This window comes from Burkholderia stabilis (assembly GCF_001742165.1).
GTDB classification, from domain to species: Bacteria; Pseudomonadota; Gammaproteobacteria; order Burkholderiales; family Burkholderiaceae; genus Burkholderia; species Burkholderia stabilis.
In genome coordinates this window covers 1379794-1397644 of the sequence record NZ_CP016443.1, presented here as the reverse complement: position 1 = coordinate 1397644, position 17851 = coordinate 1379794, and the positions used below count along the sequence as shown (strand labels likewise).

General features: G+C 66.5%; 19 protein-coding genes. 10 read left to right on the top strand and 9 right to left on the bottom strand.

The genetic code is table 11. The features are described from left to right. The first annotated feature begins 89 nt into the window (after positions 1-89). Both BBJ41_RS24205 and BBJ41_RS24200 read left to right on the top strand, forming a co-directional pair. Positions 90-1436 (top strand): glutamine synthetase family protein, encoded by a 1347-nt coding sequence (locus BBJ41_RS24205; protein ID WP_069748794.1) that lies wholly within the window; start codon positions 90-92, stop codon positions 1434-1436. Between the two features lie 168 nt (positions 1437-1604). Continuing rightward, positions 1605-2747 (top strand): hypothetical protein, encoded by a 1143-nt coding sequence (locus BBJ41_RS24200; protein WP_156814854.1) that lies wholly within the window; start codon positions 1605-1607, stop codon positions 2745-2747. A gap of 168 nt (positions 2748-2915) precedes the next feature. Here the strand turns inward: BBJ41_RS24200 and BBJ41_RS24195 are convergent, their stop codons facing one another. Continuing rightward, positions 2916-4094 (bottom strand): FAD-dependent oxidoreductase, encoded by a 1179-nt coding sequence (locus BBJ41_RS24195; protein ID WP_069748792.1) that lies wholly within the window; start codon positions 4092-4094, stop codon positions 2916-2918. Positions 4095-4249: 155 nt separating this feature from the next. Between BBJ41_RS24195 and BBJ41_RS24190 the strand changes: the two genes are divergently transcribed. Continuing rightward, a complete protein-coding gene (locus BBJ41_RS24190) occupies positions 4250-5185 on the top strand; it encodes a LysR family transcriptional regulator (protein ID WP_069750352.1) in 936 nt (311 codons plus the stop codon). Here BBJ41_RS24190 and BBJ41_RS24185 read toward each other — a convergent pair. The 6 genes from BBJ41_RS24185 to BBJ41_RS24160 all read right to left on the bottom strand — a co-directional run bounded on the left by BBJ41_RS24185 (position 5165) and on the right by BBJ41_RS24160 (position 10875). Further along, a complete protein-coding gene (locus tag BBJ41_RS24185) occupies positions 5165-5704 on the bottom strand; it encodes a GNAT family N-acetyltransferase (RefSeq protein WP_069748791.1) in 540 nt (179 codons plus the stop codon). The two genes, BBJ41_RS24190 and BBJ41_RS24185, sit on opposite strands and share 21 nt — an antisense overlap. A gap of 42 nt (positions 5705-5746) precedes the next feature. Continuing rightward, positions 5747-6325: a hypothetical protein gene (locus BBJ41_RS24180; RefSeq protein WP_069748790.1), complete on the bottom strand. Its 579-nt coding sequence runs from the start codon at positions 6323-6325 to the stop codon at positions 5747-5749. Positions 6326-6394: 69 nt separating this feature from the next. Further along, positions 6395-6784 (bottom strand): lysozyme inhibitor LprI family protein, encoded by a 390-nt coding sequence (locus BBJ41_RS24175; RefSeq protein WP_069748789.1) that lies wholly within the window; start codon positions 6782-6784, stop codon positions 6395-6397. Positions 6785-6838: 54 nt separating this feature from the next. After that, complete coding sequence (locus BBJ41_RS24170) at positions 6839-7594, bottom strand: N-acetylmuramoyl-L-alanine amidase family protein (RefSeq protein WP_069748788.1); 756 nt, start codon at positions 7592-7594, stop codon at positions 6839-6841. A 147-nt stretch (positions 7595-7741) separates the two neighbouring features. Beyond that, entirely contained in the window at positions 7742-9361 is a 1620-nt protein-coding gene (locus BBJ41_RS24165; protein WP_069748787.1) for an NAD(P)-binding protein, read from the bottom strand. Further along, on the bottom strand, positions 9361-10875 hold the full coding sequence (locus tag BBJ41_RS24160) for a polyamine aminopropyltransferase (protein ID WP_069748786.1): 1515 nt from the start codon (positions 10873-10875) through the stop codon (positions 9361-9363). The genes BBJ41_RS24165 and BBJ41_RS24160 overlap by 1 nt, the downstream gene beginning before the upstream one ends. Positions 10876-10996: 121 nt before the next feature. Here BBJ41_RS24160 and BBJ41_RS24155 point away from each other — a divergent pair, with 121 nt between their 5' ends. Genes BBJ41_RS24155 through BBJ41_RS24135 form a run of 6 tightly spaced genes read left to right on the top strand, consistent with a single transcriptional unit; the run spans position 10997 to position 14912 of the window. Continuing rightward, entirely contained in the window at positions 10997-11383 is a 387-nt protein-coding gene (locus tag BBJ41_RS24155) for a DUF350 domain-containing protein (protein WP_059239663.1), read from the top strand. A gap of 27 nt (positions 11384-11410) precedes the next feature. Next, a complete protein-coding gene (locus tag BBJ41_RS24150; RefSeq protein ID WP_069748785.1) occupies positions 11411-12454 on the top strand; it encodes an SPFH domain-containing protein in 1044 nt (347 codons plus the stop codon). Between the two features lie 9 nt (positions 12455-12463). Beyond that, the gene (locus BBJ41_RS24145; protein ID WP_069748784.1) at positions 12464-13972 is read left to right on the top strand and encodes a DUF4178 domain-containing protein; all 1509 of its coding nucleotides are present in this window, start codon (positions 12464-12466) and stop codon (positions 13970-13972) included. Next, a complete protein-coding gene (locus tag BBJ41_RS40575; RefSeq protein ID WP_156814852.1) occupies positions 13969-14118 on the top strand; it encodes a hypothetical protein in 150 nt (49 codons plus the stop codon). Before BBJ41_RS24145 ends, BBJ41_RS40575 begins: the two co-directional genes overlap by 4 nt. Continuing rightward, the gene (speD, locus tag BBJ41_RS24140; RefSeq protein ID WP_069748783.1) at positions 14115-14498 is read left to right on the top strand and encodes an adenosylmethionine decarboxylase; all 384 of its coding nucleotides are present in this window, start codon (positions 14115-14117) and stop codon (positions 14496-14498) included. Before BBJ41_RS40575 ends, speD begins: the two co-directional genes overlap by 4 nt. 54 nt (positions 14499-14552) lie before the next feature. After that, the gene (locus tag BBJ41_RS24135) at positions 14553-14912 is read left to right on the top strand and encodes a hypothetical protein (protein WP_236872139.1); all 360 of its coding nucleotides are present in this window, start codon (positions 14553-14555) and stop codon (positions 14910-14912) included. Between the two features lie 177 nt (positions 14913-15089). On the opposite strand, the gene BBJ41_RS24130 is transcribed toward BBJ41_RS24135, so the two are convergent. Both BBJ41_RS24130 and BBJ41_RS24125 read right to left on the bottom strand, forming a co-directional pair. Beyond that, complete coding sequence (locus BBJ41_RS24130; protein WP_069748781.1) at positions 15090-15977, bottom strand: DUF4261 domain-containing protein; 888 nt, start codon at positions 15975-15977, stop codon at positions 15090-15092. Between the two features lie 141 nt (positions 15978-16118). Then, positions 16119-16571: a type II toxin-antitoxin system RatA family toxin gene (locus tag BBJ41_RS24125; RefSeq protein ID WP_069748780.1), complete on the bottom strand. Its 453-nt coding sequence runs from the start codon at positions 16569-16571 to the stop codon at positions 16119-16121. A gap of 181 nt (positions 16572-16752) precedes the next feature. On the opposite strand from BBJ41_RS24125, the gene BBJ41_RS24120 reads away from it, so the two are divergent. After that, a complete protein-coding gene (locus BBJ41_RS24120; protein WP_069748779.1) occupies positions 16753-17793 on the top strand; it encodes a bifunctional nicotinamide-nucleotide adenylyltransferase/Nudix hydroxylase in 1041 nt (346 codons plus the stop codon). Positions 17794-17851: the final 58 nt, after the last annotated feature.

Below are 17851 nucleotides of genomic sequence, written 5' to 3'. Positions count from 1 at the left end.
TCGACATGACGTGTGCGGCGTGACGCATGCGCGTGAATCCGGTTCGCCGCGATGCGGCACCGCCATACAAGACATGGAAAGGATGAGACATGGCTGACGTCGTTCCCGCGCTGGTCGGTGAAGTCCGCGCATTCCGGCAGGCGCACCCCGAGATCCGTTATGTCGACCTGATCTGCCTCGACCTGCCCGGACACTTCTACGGCAAGCGTTACCCGATCGATGCGCTCGAGAAGGTCGCATCGGGCTCGCTGCTGAAGCTGCCGCAGAACTGCGTGCTGCTCGGCACGCAGGGCGGCCTCTACAAGATCGGCGACTACTGTTTCAACGACGGCGACCCTGATGCGCCGCGCCGCCTGATTCCCGGCACGCTGAAGCCGGTGCGCTGGGAGCGGCAGCCGCTCGCGCAGATGCTGATCAGCTCCGACGGCACCGATTCGCCGATCGAGTTCGAGCCGCGCGAAGTGCTCGCGCGCGTGCTGCGGCGCTTCGCGGCGCGCGGAATCCGGCCGGTCGTCGCGTTCGAGCTGGAGTTCTATCTGTTCGCCGCGCAGCTCGAGGAAGGGATGCCGCAGTATCCGCGCGACCGGCTGAGCGACGATCGCGACGATCAACCGAACATGCACATCGAGCGCCTGTCGCGCTTCTCCGACGTGCTGCACGAGATGGTCGAGGCCGCGTGCGAGCAGGGCGTCGACGCGACGGTCATCACGGCCGAGCTCGGACCCGGTCAGTTCGAGATCAATTTCGGCCACACCGACGACGCGTTGCGCGCGGCCGACTGGTCGGCGCTGTTCTGCCGCAGCACGCGCGGCGTCGCGTTGCAGCACGGCTATCGCGCGAGCTTCATGGGCAAGCCTTACCTGCATGCGCCGGGCAGCGGGATGCACGTGCACGTGAGCCTGTACGACGACGCGGGGCGCAACCTGCTAGCCGTTGACGAGCAGCGCCCGCTGCGGCACGCGGTGGCCGGCTGTCTCGCGCTGCTGCCGCATTGCATGCCCGTGTTCGCGCCGAATCACAACGCATTCCGGCGCTACGGATCGATGGTGAACGCGGCGAGCCGTGCGAGCTGGGGCTTCGAGGATCGCGATGCGTGCATCCGGATTCCCGAATCGGATGCACGCAACCTGCGGATCGAACACCGGCTGGCGAGCGCGGATGCGAATCCGTATCTGGTGCTCGCGGCGATCCTCACCGGGATGGAGCACGGGCTCGATGCGCGGATCGAACCGATCGCGCCGCTCAACGAGGATCGCACGAGCGGGATCGATTTCCCGAAGGAGATGCTGTCGTCCGTCGCGGCGATGCAGGATCACGCGGCCGTGCGCGAAGGGCTCGGCAGCGAGTTCGTGATGGTGTACTGCGAGAACAAGCGGCAGGAGGAGCTGGATTTTCGCAACGAGATCGGCGCACGGGAGTATCGGTGGTTTCTGTAAGGGACACGCGCGCCGCGATTCCCGCCCGACGGCGCGTTTGCTAAGCTTCCACCCGCACGGCGGGCGATCCCGGTTCCGTCGCGGGTGACCGGTTGCTCCGATACGCTTGCGATGCGCGGATTCGGTACTCGACCTTGTTCGACATAATCAAAAGAAAGAGAGGGCATAGTGAGTACCGATCATCGAGATACCGGCCCGTCGCCCGCACATGCCGACGCAGGTCCAGCCGAGCAAGTCAAACCACCGGCAGGCGCCCGCACTTTTTCGTCCGTGCTGCTGTGGATATCGGGCATCCCGCTGTGGGGGCTGTTCGCGGCCGCTCTGTTGGCGATCTGCTCGATACCTTTCGGTCGTGATCTGGCGTTCGTCCTGTTTATCGGTTGGATGATTTTCCTCGACCAGGCCAGTACCGTCGTCGGTGTCATTGTCGGCGTCGCGTTGCTGGCCTACGCAGCATATTGCAAACCGTGGCGTGCACCGAGCTTCGCCTGGGGCTTCTGGTTGCAGGTGTTGCTTGCCGTGTTGGTCTTGGGGCTGTCCGTTATGTTCAAGCACGACATGAACCGCGGCAATCGCGTAGACCCGCAGCAGGCGGCGCACGAGCAGCGCATCGACGACGACAACACGAACATGACGAAAGCGCTGCGCACCGACGATGCCGTCGCGTTCCAGCGGGCGTTCGCCGATTGCGCCGCCGACTGCGATCGCGCGACGTGGGCGAGCGAAGCCGTTCGCAAGTCGGCGCCGCGCATCCTCGCGGTGACGCTCGAAGGCGTCAGGCGCGCGAGCGAAGTGCGTCTCGGCGGGAGCGATCCGGATACGTTCTGCAAGGGCGGGATCGCCTACGCACTGCCGCCCGATATGGCTTTGCGTGTCGGCTTTCGGAACGCTCCCGCGATTACGGCCCAGTTTCTGCCGTTGTGGGGGCCGGAAGAGCGAACCGCGGCGCTGCACGGCGCCGCGATGAGCGGTTCGATCGCGTTGATGAACCAACTCGTCGCGTTGGGCGTCGATCCGCTGCATCCCGAGCGCGACACGCATCTCGACGGTCTGTACGCGAGCGCGGCCGCGGGCGCCGCCACCGGATCGATCGACTGGCTGGCCAAGGCAGGCGTGACGCTTCATACCGCCGGCGACGTCGACGAGGTCTGGTATCGGCTGGCCGCGTGGGCAGACGCCAATCCGCCCAAAGTCGCGCGCAGGGGGCGGAAGCGTGGCTCGCCGAGTCCGCGAAGATGCGCGCCGACGGGGCGGCGCTGCAGAACCGCATCGCGCCGCTCGAACGGGCCGTGTACGTCGGTAACCCCGTAGTCGTGCAGATGTTGTTGCAGCACGGCTATCGCATCGAGGATCTGTCGCCGGAGTACCGCGCGCTTTTCGACGCAATGCAGGACCCGATACGGCATCCTCACAAGGAGGTATCGGACACCGTGTGCGACGATGACGCGAACTGACTGCCGCCGCCTGCGAGTCCGGGTCTCATCGATCGTGTGCCTGTTCCATCGGCAGATGTGCGCCCCAGGCAGTTGCGATGGCTTCGATTTCGGCAATCGGATCGACGACTTGCCGTACGTTTTCGTGCGTGCCCGTGCCGAACAATTGACGAGCGAAATCGCGGGCTCGCTGGGTGATTGCCGTGGTTTTCGGGTTGCGCCGCATCGTGAACGATGCGAGCGCAGCGTCGAGGTCGCTGCCGTCGTGCGGCCCGTGCTCATCGAGACAACGGGCGAGATGCCACGCATCTTCGAGCGCCTGGCATGCGCCTTGTCCGGAAGTGGGTAACGGCGCATGCGCGGCGTCGCCGATCAGCAGCACGTTGCCGCGATGCCATACGTCGACCGGATCGAGATCGTGCACGCGAATCTTCGCGATCGTGTTCGGCGGTGTTGCGCGCATCACGGCCGTGACGGGTGCCGGCCACGCATCGAACATCCGTTCCAGCATCGGGCCCGGGTCGCCTTCCGCCGTGTCGTCACCGTCAACCTCGTGCCGTGCGGCAGCCCAGTAAACGCGTCGCCGATCGATTGCGACGATGCCGAACCGCTCGCGCGTGCCCCAGTAGTCGAATATCGACACGTCGTCGACGAGCGGTACATCGCTCTGCGCGACGCCGATCCAGTTGACGAATCCCTGATAGATCGGCGTGTTGCTGCCGACGACATGGCGCCGCGCGACGGAGTTCATGCGGCCGTCCGCACCGATGACGAGATCGGGCGCGATCTCCGTGCCATTGTCGAAGCGAACGACGGCGCGGCCATCCGGTGCCGAGTCGATCGTCGTCGCGCAATGGCCGAAGCACACCTCGATGCCTTGCGTGGCCACGTGCCGCGACAGCACGGCCTGCAGATCGCGCCGCAATATCGAGCGCGTCGGAAAACCCATGTATCGGTCGAGTTCGCCGATATCGGTGTGCTTGAACGGGCTGCCGTGGCGGTCGATGCACCGCATTGCGTGCAGGTGGCCGCTGACTTCGACGATGTCGGGCAGCAGGCCGAGCTGTTCGAGCACGAAACCGGCATTCGGCCACAGCACGACGCCCGCGCCCATCGTCGATTCGGATGGCCTGCGTTCGTACAACCGGATTCGATGCCCGCGCCCGGCGAGCGCGAGCGCGGTGCTCATGCCGGCCACGCCGGCGCCCAGAATTGCAATGTCCATGACACTCCTTCCGTAGGGGCGTGCGAGTGCTGCGATACGCAGTGTCGCTGCGCGTCGGCGTCGCACTGGTTGACGGGACGAGCATCGTAAATTACTGTCGCTGGCGGGATAAGCCGTGAAAAACGGCAAGCTTTGATACCTCAAACGGGATAATGATGCGTAGCAAGCTGGATCTGAATGCGGTGCGCGTGTTCGTGTCGGTCGTCGACGAAGGCAGTTTTGCCGGCGCCGCGCGCGTGTTGTCGCTGCCGGGTTCCAACGTGAGCCGCCACGTGGCGCAACTGGAGGCGAAGCTCGGCGTACGGCTGCTGGAGCGCAGCACGCGGCACGTTCGGATGACCGAGGCCGGGCGCTTGCTGCACGAAAGGGCGAGGCCGATGCTCGATGCGCTGATGCTGGCCGAATCCGAATTGACCTCGCAGCAAACGGAGTTGCGCGGCGTGCTGAAGCTCTGCGTGCCCGGCGAAATCGGGCCGCGCATGCTCGGGCCGATCGTCGCGGAATTCGCGAGCCGTTACCCGCATGTCGAGATCGACTGCGATACCAGCCTCGCGGGCATATCGACGTTGCGAGACGACATCGACCTGTCGATCATCGTCAATCGGGGGAAGCTGGACGACAGCGCGTTCATCGTCAGGCCGCTTGCGCGGTTGCCGAGCGTCGTCGTGGCTGCGCCGTCGCTCATCGCCCGGACCGGGTTGCCGACCCGGACGGAGCAGCTCAGGCAATTGCCGTGCATCACGACGTTGAGCACGCTGAAAGGGCAGCCGTGGCAGTTCGCCGATAGCGACGGGCGGATTCACAAGATTCCGGTCGCGAGCCGGTATCGCGTCAATAGCGGCGAGATGGCGGGCCTGGCGGCGCTGAACGGGATCGGCTTCGCGATTCTCGTCGAGCGCGCGTGCGCGGCCGAGCTTGCCGACGGGCGGTTGCTGCGCGTGCCGCTGGAGATGGCGCCGGCGCCGCTGGAGTTGCTGGCCGCTTATGCGAACCGCAATTCCGTCAACGCGAAGATTCGCGAGCTGGTGCGGATGATGCAGTTGCGTCTGGAGACGGGGGAGATCGTTCCGTCACGAGGATCGTTTCGGTAGCGCGCGCCAATAGCGCACTTCTTCGATCGGCGTACCGTCGATCTCGAATGTCTTGATGTCGTCTTCCGCGACGAAGCCCTCGCGTTCATAGAATGCCGTTGCGCGACGGTTTGCGACCAGCACCCAGAGCGACACCCACGCATGGCCCGCGTCGTGCAGCGATCGGCACGCATGGTCGACCAGCGCCGTGCCGATGCGTTGCCCGCAACGCGACGGATGCAGATAGATCGCTTCGATTTCTCCCCACGCGCGATCCTTGTCGGTGTCGCGCGTCGGACCGTATGCGATCCAGCCCGTGGGCTCGTTTTCAATGAACGCGAGCGCGACACGCGGCCGTCCGGCGTCGAGCGCATGGCGCCAGGCGGCCGTGCGCTTTTCGACCGACAGGCCGGCGAGGAACGGGGCAGGCATGATGCCTGCATAGGTCGTTTGCCACGAGGCGACGTGGATGTCGGCAATGACCGGGGCGTCAGCGGATGTGGCAGCGCGGATGTCGATCGTCGCCGGATTCGGTGCCATGTGTGTTCTGCCTGATCGGTTGCGGGTTGTGGCGCGCGGGGTTCATTCCGCCCGATCCGAACTGCCGTCGATCGCAAACCTGTAGCCGATATCGACGCGCGACGCGTCGCCCGGTTCGTCGGTTCGTTTCAGAACGAATTCGAACGCAGGCTCGAACCAGCCATTGCGCGGCACTTCTCCGCCGAGTATTTCGACGTCGTACCAGCCGTTCTCGATTTCGATCACGGGCCTGCCCGGTTCGCGGTAACGCGCGAGCAGCGCGTTCACCGTTTCATCGTTGAAGCGTTCGAGAATGCGCCACGTGTAGAGCATGATCGAGCGATTCTCGACGCGCAGCACGTAGCCGCGACGTCGATGTTGCAGGCGGCATCCCGTCTTCAGCAATTCGGGTGTTGCGTCGTCCAGCGTGAAGATGATCGTGTACGGATGATTCTCGATGCCGGCCAGCGCAATGACGATACCTTCCAGCACGGCCTTGTCGCCGCTGTCGTTCGCCGTGAATTCGGATGCGACGTTGTCCGGCAGCCCGTGTTCTTCCTTGTAGCGCTTCAGCAGCAGAAGATCGCCGACGAGGAAGTAGTCGATCAAATCGTTGAGGACTTCGGAGAATTCATGCCGCATCGCTGTTTCCTTCGTGATGCCGAAGCGCCGCGCCGCGAATCGCTTCGCGGCACGACGCCCGCAAAGCGCTTACTCGCCGAGCTTCGACGCCACGCACCCCGTGCTCGTGCATTCACGCTCGCGTTCGCGCAGGAACGACAGCCGGGACTGTGTCATGTCATTCGCGCACTGGATATCCACGAGGTAGCTGCTGTTGCGCGTTTCGCTGCACTGGGCGTCGCGTTGCTTCAGCCACGCGAGCTGGCCGGCCTTCAGCGCGGCCTGCTGATCGCCGTTCAGTTGCTTGCGCAGGCGGCCGTATTCGTCGTTGAGATCGCGGTCGGACTGCGAGAACAGCGTGCTGGTGCAGTACACCTGGTCGAACGCACTGCGCGGCTTCGCGCAGCCGGCTGCGTGCGCGGCGAACGGAACGGCAAGCGCGAACAGCGCGCAGGTTGCAAGCAGGTTTTTCTTCTTCATGGTGTTGCTCCTGACTGGGTGAAAACCGTTGAGCCCGACGGGTGATACCGTCAATTATTTCGGCGCCGTGCACGCGTCGATCCCGGCCGCGATCGCGGTGGACAAACGCTGGATCGTTTCGCGCCGCGCGAGCCGTGCTTCTTCGTCCGGATTGACGATCACGCCGGCTTCGACGAGCACGGCCGGGATCGGCGCGGTGCGCAGCACGACGAGATCGTCGAAGCGGTGGATGCCGAGTTGCGGGTCGATCAGCGGGCGATTCTCGCCGCGGATCGGCTGCGCGTGATACAGCGACGGCCGTTCGCCGGCCGCGACCAGGCGTTCACCGATCGCCTTCGCGCAACGCAGGCTTTCCGCGTAGTGCGGGTTGCGTTCCGACACGAACACCGAGAAGCCGCGGAATTCGCGCTGCCGGCCTGCGTCGATGAACTGCTGCTGCATCGAGTCGTGATGGATCGATACGAACAGGTTCGCATCGGGCGCCTGCGTCGAACGCTGGTCGAGCGCGATCTCGCGGCCGTCGGCCGATGTGCGCCGCACGCGGTCGCCGTGTGCGGCGAGCTTTTCAGCGACCGCAGCGGACAGATCGAGGTTGTACAGGTATTCGACGCGGCCGCTCGCGCCGGTGGAGCCCGGGTGCGCAGGCGTGTGGCCGGTGTCGACGACGATGTAGCGCCCGGAGGCGGGCTCGGTGCCTGCGGTGTCGGCCGCATGCAGCGCGAGCGGTGCGCCGAGCAGCGGGGCGCAGGCAAGCACGCGCGCGGCGGCGCGCACGAACGGGCGAAGGCGTCGGATGGTTCGGGTCGTCATTGTTGTTGTCGAGGAGGGCATACGATGCGGCGAAGGCGCGGCACCGTCGGCCTGCTCAATGCAGTCGGAATGTCGGGCGATTATAGCGGGTGGCGGTGGCGCCGCCATGACGAAACGGCGGCCGCCGCGCGGGCCGGAAGCCGGCGCTCAGGCGAGTACGCGCCGGGCCGCGAGCATGCCCCAGTACGACGCTTCCTCGAACAGCGACAGCCCGGACAGGTCGGCATGCGCGAACACGACGGGGCCGTCGGCATCGCGCAGCGCGAGCAGCCCCGGCCGGCTCAGGAAACCGACGTCGGGCGTCGCCATCGCGTGGCCGCGCACGGTGATGTCGAGCGCCGTCGCGTGTTTCCACAGCTCGCGGCCGTAGACGGCCTGCAGGTCGGCCGCCGCCTGTTCGCGCAACGCGCCGGGCTCGGCTTGCGCGAGCCAGCGGCGCGTGTCGTCCGGCGCGTGCGTGCTCAGCGCCTGATACGCGGAAAACACCGAGCGCGTCGGCGGCGACATCCGGATCAACTGGTGCGTCGACACGACATAACCGAGCCCCGCACCGTCGTAGACGACGTTGTCCCACGCGAGCGGCACGCCGGCTTCTTCGGCCGGCATTCCGTCGAGCAGAAAGTTGGACACGAGCCACGGTGCGCGCGGCGGCAGGTCGCGCGCGGGTTCGAAGCCGTATGCGGAAAGCTGCGGAAACACGCGCGCGGCGACGAACAGCGGCATCGCGCTGACGACCCGCCGCGCCTTCAGCATAAACGTCGACAGGGTGCCGTCATCGCCGATGCGCGCGCACAGGACGTCGACGCCGCCCGCGCGGTCGGTCGCGCGCACGGCGAAGCCGTCCCGCGTCCACGCGTTCGAGCCGGTGCGCGCGGTGATCGAATCGCCCAGCTTCGTCACCATCGTGTGCAGCCCGTCGGGCCAGGTCAGCACCGCGCCGTCGCTCGCATCGCGCGCGTGGCCGCCGCGCGACGAGAAATAGTGCAGCCCGGCCCATGCGGACACGTGCTCGTATCCCGCGCCGTAGTCGTCGCGGCAGCAGTAGTTCAGATACCAGTGCAGCGCTTTCGCGGTGTAGCCCTCGTCGAGCAGCCACTGGCGGAACGAGCGCCGGTCGAGCGCACGCCAGCGCGGGTCGCGCGACGATTCCGCGATCGGGATGCAGAACACCTTGCGGCCGTCCGCGCCGCGCGCGGTGCGCAGCCCGTCCGTGTACGCGAAGAAGCGCGTCTGCTGCGCGAGTTCGTCGGCGCCGAGGCCGGCCGTCGGCACGATGCCGTCCTGCCATTGACCGGCGATGAACAGCCGCTCGTCGGGCGCGTGGACGAGTGCGCGCTCGTCGTACACGGGCCGGGCGGCAAACGGCGCGGCTTCGATCACGCCGAGGTCGGCGAGCATGTCGCGCAGATGCGCGGATTCGAGCGACGGCAGCGGCAGGTAGTGCGCGCCTTTCGGATAGCCGAGATCGCCGAAGCGGCCGCCGGCCGCATTGCCGCCGAATTCGGGGCCGGCGAGCACGGTGAAGTGCTTGTGGCCCGCGCGCGCGAGCTGCCACGCGCACGACAACCCGGCCGCGCCCGCGCCGAGGATCGCGATATCCGTTTCGATCGTGCCGGACGGCGGCGGCAGCGTTGCATGGTCGCGCAACGCATGGCCTTCGCGCATGCCGGGGTAACCGATGCGCGGCGTCGTCTCGATCCAGCCGGTGCGGCCGCATGCGGCGAGCGACGCGGCCGCCGACGCGACGAGGAACGTGCGGCGGTCCATCAGCGCAGCACGTGCTTCCAGTCGTCGTCGAAGCGGCGCACGAGCGGCTGGTCGTTGAGTTCGTTCGGCGACATCGGCAGCGCCGGCATGTCGGCCGGGAAGTGGAACATCTCGGCGGCCGTCTGCGCGTCGAGCCAGCGCGTGGGCACGGAGTAGTGCGTCGGCACCGTGAAATCGCGGCGCTTGCCGGCGATCACGAAGCCCCAGTCGCCGAACGACGGCACGTAGCAGTGATACGGCCACGTGTTGAGCCCGGCTTCGTGCAGCGTCGCGATGATGGTCCAGTACGCGTGCGGCGCGAAATACGGCGACGTCGACTGGATCACCGCATAACCGTTCTCCGACAGGTGACGCGCGAGCAGCCGGAACACCGGCACCGAATACAGGCGGCCGAGCCCGAAGTTGGTCGGATCGGGGAAATCGACGACGATCGCGTCGTACACGTCGGCATTCGATTCGAGCCAGCGCACCGCGTCGTCGTTGATCACGCGCACGCGCGGGTCTTTCAGCGAGCCCTGGTTCAGCTTGACGAGCGGCGCGGACGTCGAGAACAGCTTCGTCATCGCAGGATCGAGATCGACGAGCGTGATCTGTTCCAGATTGCGATGCTTGAGCAGTTCGCGCACCGCGAGACCGTCGCCGCCGCCGAGCACGAGCACGCGCTTTGCCCACGGCAGCGCCTCGATCGTCGGGTGGATCAGCGCCTCGTGATAGCGGTGCTCGTCGCGCGACGAAAACTGCAGGTTGCCGTTCAGGTACAGGCGCATGTCGTCGTGCCACTGCGTGAGCACGATGCGCTGGTACGGCGTGGTTTCCGAATAGATCGTCTCGTCGCCGTACACGCCGTGCTCGGCCCAGTGCGTGATGCGGTCCGACAGCGCGAAGCCGGCGACGAGCAGCCCGATCACGAGCGCCGCGCGCATCAGCTTGCCGCGCACGTTGCGGATTTCGTCGCGGAACAGGTGCGTCGTCCACAGCGCGACGAACGCGTTCAGGAGCCCGAACAGGAAGCTCGTGCGCAGCAGGCCGAGACGCGGCGCGAGCACGAGCGGGAAGATCAGCGATACGGCGAGCGAGCCGAGATAGTCGAAGGTCAGCACTTCGCTGACGGTATGGCGGAAAGCCTGGCGCCGCTGCTGGAACGCGCGCATCACGAGCGGAATCTCCATCCCGATCAGCAGGCCGAGCGCGAGCACGAGCGCGTAGAGCGCCGCGCGGAACGGCGCGGCCAGCCACGCGAACACCGCGAACAGCAATGCGGCCGATACGCCGCCGAGCAGGCCGACGAGCAGCTCGATGTCGACGAAGCGGTCGAGCACGTCGTCGTCCTCGACGAACTTCGCGAGCCACGAGCCGATCCCCATCGCGAACAGGTAGCAGCCGATCACCGACGAGAACTGCAGGATCGAATCGCCGAGCAGGTAGCTCGACAGCGCGCTGCTGATCAGTTCGTAGCCGAGCCCGCACGACGCGAGCACGAGAATCGACAGGACGAGCGCACGCTTATGCAGCATGGGACATCCGTTGTGCGGCGGTCGGCAATGTGGATATACTGGCGCGGATTTTCGTCTGCTGGCCGCGTGTGGGCCGGCCGGCGACGGGGCGGCGAACCGAGCACAAAATCCGAGGGAAAGAATGAATAGTGCCTATCTTTATGCGGTTCATTTACTGTCGGCGTTCGTGCTGCTTCTTGTGTTCGCGGCAGTGTACCTGAAGGTCACCCCGTTCGACGAACTGGCGCTGATCCGCGACGGCAACGCCGCCGCGACGCTGTCGTTCGGCGGCGCGCTGATCGGTTTCTGCCTGACGCTCGCATCCAGCATCGCGCACAACTCGACGCTCGGCGAAGTCGTGATCTGGGCCGTCGGCGCGATGATCGTGCAACTGATCACCTATGCGGCGCTCACGCGCCTGATGCCCGGCATGAATCATGCGATCGAGGATCGCAACGTCGCGATGGGCGGCCTGATGGGCACCGCGTCGCTCGTCGTCGGCATCATCAATGCCGCCTGCCTGACCTGACGCGCCACGCGTTTCGAGGAGACCGACATGAGTCTGGGATCGTTTATCCGCAAGCAGTTCATCGACGTCCTGCAATGGACGGAAGACACCGACGGCGTGCTGGCCTGGCGCTATCCGATGGAAGACCAGGAAATCCAGTACGGCGGCAAGCTGACCGTGCGCGAAACGCAGGTCGCGATCTTCGTCAACGAAGGCAAGGTCGCCGACGTCTTCCAGCCGGGGCTGTACACGCTGGAAACGAACACGCTGCCGGTGCTCACGTACCTGAAGAACTGGGACAAACTCTTTCAGTCGCCTTTCAAGTCGGATGTCTATTTCTTCAGCACGCGGCTGCAGCTCGGCCGGCGTTGGGGCACCGCGCAGCCGGTGACGATCCGCGATCGCGAATTCGGCTTCGTGCAGTTGCGCGCGTTCGGCATCTACTCGTACCGGATCGTCGACGCGGCCGCGTTCCATCGCGAGGTCAGCGGCACGCGCGCGCAGTACACGGTCGACGATCTCGAGCAGCAACTGCGCAACCTGGTCGTGACCGCGATGAGCACGACGTTCGGCTCGGCCGACGTGCCGTTCGTCGACATGGCCGCGAACCAGTCGCTGCTGTCGCAGCGCGTCGCCGAGGCGCTGGTGCCGGTGTTCACGCGCTACGGCCTCGCGCTCGACGCGTTCGCGGTCGAGAGCGTGTCGCTACCGGCCGAGCTGCAGAAGGCGCTCGACCTGCGGATCGGCGCGGGGATGGCCGGCGATCTCGCGCGGGCCACGCAATACCAGACCGCGCAGGCGATTCCGCTTGCCGCGCAGAACCCGGGCGGCATCGCCGGGGTCGGTGCGGGGCTCGCGGCCGGCGCGGTGATCGGGCAGGCGATGGCCGGCCAGATCGCGGGCGCGGCGCAACCGGCGCCGGCCGCAGCGCCGGCACCCGCCGCCGCACCGGCCACCGCCGCGCAGCCCGCTGAAGGTACCGACTACGTGCAGCGTCTCGAACAGCTGAAGGCGCTGTTCGACAAGGGCCTCGTGACCGAAGACGAATATTCGCGCGCGAAGGCCGAGATCCTCGCGAAGCTCACACGGTAAGCGTCACGCATGTTCAGCACTTCGTGCCCCCAGTGCGGCGCGCCGGTCGAGTTTCGCTCGGCGGCGGCGGTGATGGCCGTCTGCGCGTTCTGCCGCAGCACGCTGCTCAAGCGCGGCGCCGATGTCGAGCGCATCGGCGAGCTGGCGACCGTGCTCGACGACGCGTCGCCGATCCAGATCGGTACGGCCGGGCGCTACGGCAAGCGCATGTTCACGGTGCTCGGCCGTATCCAGATGACCTACGACGCGGGCGCGTGGAGCGAGTGGTACGTCGTGTTCGACGACGGCGCGTTCGGCTGGCTGTCGGATGCGTCGGGCCAGTACGCGGTCACGGTGCGCGAAGCCGATGATGCGTCCGGCGGCGCGTGGCCCGCGTTCGGCACGCTCGAACCGGGCATGCGGATCGACCACGGCGGCCGCGCCTATCTCGTGTCCGACGTACGCACCGCGCGCTGCACGGGCGGCGACGGCGAGCTGCCGTTCCGCGTCGATGCGGGCTGGGAGGCGCGCGTCGTCGATCTGCGCACCGGCAACGCATTCGCGACCTACGACTATTCCGATGCCGATTCGAACGGCGGAAGTCCGGCCGTCTATTCGGGCGAAGCGCTGGAGTTCGACGCGCTCGCGTTCACGGGGCTGCGCGATACCGAGAACGACACGCGCGAGAAGCGCGGCGCGCAGATGGTGCCGTTTGCGTGCCCGAGTTGCGGCGCGCCGCTGTCGTTTGCGCCGAACGTTGCCGACTACGTGGTGTGCGGCAGCTGTCACGCCGGCGTGCAGTGCACGGCCGAGCAGCAGACCGTGTTCGCGGCGCAGCGCAAGCTCGACGCGGTGAAGGGCGCGCTGGAACTCGGTGCGATCGGCACGTTCGACGGCGTGAAGTACACGGTGATCGGCATGATGCGTTGCCGCGTGCCGGGCGACAACGAGACGTGGGACGAATACCTGTTGCTGAACCCGAAGCGCGGTTTCCTGTGGCTCGTGCAGAGTGAAGGGCGCTGGGAGCGCGTGCAGGTGCTCGACCAATGGCCGACGATCGGCAGCGAGTCCGACGTGACCGACGGCGGCAAGACCTATCGCCTGCGCGAGGAATACGATTCGGAGGTCGTCTACGTGGTCGGTGCGTTCAACTGGCGTGTGCAGGTGGGCGACCGCTCGTCGATCATCGATTACGGCTGGCAGAAGGACAAGCTGACGCGCGAGCGTAGCGATGCGGAGATCGTCTGGTCGCGCGCGCAGCCGTTGTCGGCCAGTGCGCTCGCCGACCGTTTCGGCAAGGCCGCGTTCGCGACGGCGGCGGCAACGGGCGCGGCGGAAACGAAGGGGTTGTTCGGCGGGAAGAGCCCGCACAGTTTCGCGCCGCTGCCGTGGGTGTTCAGTGCGCTGCTTGTGATCTTCAACATGGGATCGCTGTTCTCGTTCAGCGGCCGCACCGTCTACGTGCTGGTCGGCCTGCTGGTGCTGTGGCTGCCTGAATGGCTGTGGAAGGGTTTCGCGTCGGACGGGGGCAACTCGTGATCCGGTTCATCCTCTACGGCATCTACGGCCTGATCGTCGTTACGCTGTTCAGCTGCGCGTCGATCGGCGGCAGCGGCTCGGGCGGCGGCGGGTGGGGCAGCTCGTCGGCCCGCAGCGGCTACTCGTCGTACGGGTCGCACAAATGACCGCGCGCGAAGGGATCGTGCCGCCGTGCGCGACACTCGGCTCGCACGTGCTGGCCGACCTGGCCGGCATCGACGCGGCGCTGCTGCGCGACGCGGCACGGCTCGAGGCGATTCTTGCCGATGCTGCGCGGCAGGCGGGCGCACGCGTGATCGGCGCGCACTTTCATCATTTCGGCGGCGAGCATGGCGTGACGGGTGTCGTGCTGCTCGCCGAGTCACACATCACGATCCACACGTGGCCCGAGCATCGCTTCGCGGCCGTCGACGCGTTCATGTGCGGCGCGGCGCGCGCGGCCGATGCGGTCGATGCGATCGCCGCCGCGCTCGGCACGCAGGCGCAGGTTCGACAACAGGTCGCGCGCGGCGGCGCGGCGGCCTGAGCGAGCGTTTCGCCCACCTTTGACGACATGCACGAAAGAATACGAATCGCCGCGTTGCTCGGCCTGGCATTGATGACCGGCAACGTTGCCGCGGAGTTGCCGCCGAAGCCGCCCGGGCCGGTCGTGATGGTCCACTTCGACTACGACGAGAAAGACCAGGCGCGCCTTCATGCGCTGGAGCGCCGGCTGGATCGCGCAGTGAGGCAGGCCGGCGCCGGCGAACTGGGCGAGACCGAACTGCATCGCGACGGCAACGACGGTTATCTGTACCTGTATGGCGCCAGCGCCGATCGGCTGTACGCGGTGGCGCGCCCGATCCTGAAATCGTCAGGATGGCTGACCGGCACGGAAGTCACGTTGCACCGCGATTCGAGAGTGGAGACGTTCGTGATGCGCCGGGACGGAGCGCGTTAGCGTGCGCGTCCGCTCGAAGCCTTGATTCGCCGGGCGTGATGGAGCGGGCCGGAAAGCGCGCTGTGATCATGTCTGATAGCGGTTGTCACGCAGCGGCTGTCACGCCACCGTCATGCGATGCCGCAACGCACGCGGTTCACGAAGCATCGAACGCGGGCGCTGCGTGACAGCGAACGATCAGCGGTTGATCTCGTCCGCCGAGATCAACTCGGCCACCAGCACCGGTGCCGGCCCCTGCAGGTAATACTCGTGCTCGAGCGGTTCGCGCAGCTTCATGAACGTTTCCGAGCCGACCTGCATCGTTTCGCCCGCATGCATGCGCGCGCCGCTTTCCAGCATGTAGTGCATCACGTTGTTGAAGATGCCCGAGTAGCGTTCGCCTTCGTGATGGCCTTCCGCGAGCGCGGCGAAATCGGGCAGGCCGAACACGTCGGCGCCGTACGTGCGCATCCACACGCCTTGAACGCCTTCGACCTCGTATTTCACGAAGCCGCAGAAGAACAGGTTCAGCGGGATCGAGCGCAGCACTTCGAGGCTTTCCTCGCCGAGTTCCTTCGCATCGAGGACGCCGGCCGGCAGCGACGTGTGCGCGTGCTCGTTCAGCACCGCGAGGCCGTTCTGTTCGGCCAGCGCGCCAGCGACGGCGGCCAGCGCGACGTACTGATCGAGCGGGTCCGATGCGTGCCCGGCGTAGTAGAGGATCACGTGGCTGCGGCTTGCGCGCACCTGCTGCTTCAGCTCCTGCCCGTAGTGGGCGGGCGCGACGCACGCTTCCAGTGCCTCGGACGGATAGGGCGCATCGAAGCCGACCAGCCGGACGACGTGGTCGCCCCAGCCGGCGAGCCCGAACACCTGTTCCAGCTCGGGATCGGTTTCGACGCGGGCCTGCGTCATGCTCGGATGGTAGGCACGCAGCGCGGCCGTCAGCGACGCGATATCGACGTGCAGCGGGCCGTCGAAGACGACCGTCACGCTCGGCGGATTTTCGATGTCGGGTGCGGCGACCAGTGCGGCCGGGCTTTCGGGTTCTTCTTTGCGGCCAAAGAATCGGGATATCAGGCTCATCGGATTGTCTTTGTGTCGAAGCCGTTACAGGGAAGGGGCCCTGTTCTCTCGGTCAGGGCCCGCCGTCGGCATGACGGCCGCCCGTAGTTTCCCCGGGTTCGGCGAATCTGGCAATGCGCGATGAGGTGGCCGCGGCGCCGGTCAGCGCGGCAGTGCTTCGGCTTCGGCCCAGCGCTTGAACGAATCGAGACGCCGGCGTGTCTGCACGAGATAGAACGCGCCGATCAGCGGTTCGAGCAGCCAGCGCAGCCAGGACGGCTGCACGCGGAAGTTGTACGTGAACTTCACTTCGGTCGAACCGGGCGTGTGTTCGGTGAAGTTCCAGCTGCCGCTGAAGCGTTCGAGCACCTTCGGCCCTTCGACCATTTCGACGGCGGCGACCTGCGGCGGACGGTAGGAGATGTAGCGCGACACCATCGTCGCGCCCGACTGGCTACGGCAGAACGCGTCGACGCCGACGTCGGCCGTCGTCTCGTCGAGCAGATAGGCGTCGGTGAGGAAGCTGTCCCACACGAGCCGCCGCGCGTAATCCTGCGACCACGTGAAGAGGCGTCTGCGATCGACGCCGACGGTGCGGCTGACTGAGATCCTCATGATGGCGGGCGCAATGACGCGGATTGGGATGGAGTCGAGTGTAACCCGCCGACGTTGAGCATTTCTTCAGACTTCGTCAAGTCGAATACGCGCTCGATTGACGCACTCCGGGAATTCCCCTACGATTCATTTCAACCCTTCGGGACAGACCCGAAGCGTTTCAATCTCTTGAGGGAGCCTCATGAGCACGCAACAGAACCGGCGCTTCGACGCGCTCGTTTTCATTGGTCGTTTCCAGCCTCCGCATCGTGGTCACCTGAACGTGCTGAAGTCGGCACTGAGCCGGGCCGAGCGCGTGTGTGTGCTGATCGGGTCGACCGACAAGCCCCGCACCATCAAGGATCCGTTCTCGTTCGACGAGCGCCGCCAGATGCTGGCATCGCTGCTCGACGCGTCCGAGCGCGAGCGCGTGACGATCGCGCCGCTGCAGGATTCGACGTACAACGACGGCGACTGGGTGCGCTGGGTGCAGGAAGCCGTCGCGTCCGCGCTTGGCGATATCGCGCAGCGCAAGGTCGGGCTGATCGGCCACGAGAAGGACGCCACATCGTATTACCTGCGGATGTTCCCGCAATGGGAGCTTGTCGACGTCGACGCGACGGAAGACATTTCCGCCACCGAGATCCGCGACCAGTATTTCGCCGAACGCACCAACAGCTTCGTGCAGTGGGCCGTGCCGGAACCCGTGTTCGGCTGGCTCGAGCGTTTTCGCACGCAGCCGGAATTCGCGCAGCTGAAGGCGGAAGCTGAATTCATCGCCGCGTATCGCAAGGCGTGGGCGGCCGCGCCGTATCCCGTCACGTTCGTGACGGTCGACGCGGTGGTCGTGCACTCGGGCCATATCCTGCTCGTGCGCCGCCGCAGCGAACCGGGCCGCGGCCTGTGGGCGCTGCCGGGCGGGTTCGTGAACCAGGACGAGCGGCTCGACGCGGCGTGCATCCGCGAGTTGCGCGAGGAAACCGGCCTGAAGCTGCCGGAGCCCGTGCTGCGCGGCTCGATCAAGGATCGGCAGGTGTTCGATCATCCGACCCGCTCGCTGCGCGGCCGCACGATCACGCACGCGTGCCTGTTCAACTTCCCGACCGGCGAGCTGCCGCGCGTGAAGGGCAGCGACGACGCCGACAAGGCGCGCTGGGTGCCGCTCAACGAATTCGCGCAGATGCGCAACGTGATGTTCGAGGATCACTTCGACATCGCGTATCACTTCCTGGGGAAGCTGTGATTCGCTGATTCCCCGCATTCGGTCCGCTGCGACAGACGCGGCGGCACTTCAACGGCCT

Excerpts from the sequence above, each read along its gene's own strand:
- BBJ41_RS24205 (WP_069748794.1), top strand. The coding sequence starts at position 90 with ATGGCTGACGTCGTTCCCGCGCTGGTCGGTGAAGTCCGCGCATTCCGG.
- BBJ41_RS24195 (WP_069748792.1), bottom strand. The coding sequence starts at position 4,094 with ATGGACATTGCAATTCTGGGCGCCGGCGTGGCCGGCATGAGCACCGCG.
- BBJ41_RS24190 (WP_069750352.1), top strand. The coding sequence starts at position 4,250 with ATGCGTAGCAAGCTGGATCTGAATGCGGTGCGCGTGTTCGTGTCGGTC.
- BBJ41_RS24185 (WP_069748791.1), bottom strand. The coding sequence starts at position 5,704 with ATGGCACCGAATCCGGCGACGATCGACATCCGCGCTGCCACATCCGCT.
- BBJ41_RS24180 (WP_069748790.1), bottom strand. The coding sequence starts at position 6,325 with ATGCGGCATGAATTCTCCGAAGTCCTCAACGATTTGATCGACTACTTC.
- BBJ41_RS24175 (WP_069748789.1), bottom strand. The coding sequence starts at position 6,784 with ATGAAGAAGAAAAACCTGCTTGCAACCTGCGCGCTGTTCGCGCTTGCC.
- BBJ41_RS24170 (WP_069748788.1), bottom strand. The coding sequence starts at position 7,594 with ATGACGACCCGAACCATCCGACGCCTTCGCCCGTTCGTGCGCGCCGCC.
- BBJ41_RS24165 (WP_069748787.1), bottom strand. The coding sequence starts at position 9,361 with ATGGACCGCCGCACGTTCCTCGTCGCGTCGGCGGCCGCGTCGCTCGCC.
- BBJ41_RS24160 (WP_069748786.1), bottom strand. The coding sequence starts at position 10,875 with ATGCTGCATAAGCGTGCGCTCGTCCTGTCGATTCTCGTGCTCGCGTCG.
- BBJ41_RS24155 (WP_059239663.1), top strand. The coding sequence starts at position 10,997 with ATGAATAGTGCCTATCTTTATGCGGTTCATTTACTGTCGGCGTTCGTG.
- BBJ41_RS24150 (WP_069748785.1), top strand. The coding sequence starts at position 11,411 with ATGAGTCTGGGATCGTTTATCCGCAAGCAGTTCATCGACGTCCTGCAA.
- BBJ41_RS24145 (WP_069748784.1), top strand. The coding sequence starts at position 12,464 with ATGTTCAGCACTTCGTGCCCCCAGTGCGGCGCGCCGGTCGAGTTTCGC.
- speD (WP_069748783.1), top strand. The coding sequence starts at position 14,115 with ATGACCGCGCGCGAAGGGATCGTGCCGCCGTGCGCGACACTCGGCTCG.
- BBJ41_RS24130 (WP_069748781.1), bottom strand. The coding sequence starts at position 15,977 with ATGAGCCTGATATCCCGATTCTTTGGCCGCAAAGAAGAACCCGAAAGC.
- BBJ41_RS24125 (WP_069748780.1), bottom strand. The coding sequence starts at position 16,571 with ATGAGGATCTCAGTCAGCCGCACCGTCGGCGTCGATCGCAGACGCCTC.
- BBJ41_RS24120 (WP_069748779.1), top strand. The coding sequence starts at position 16,753 with ATGAGCACGCAACAGAACCGGCGCTTCGACGCGCTCGTTTTCATTGGT.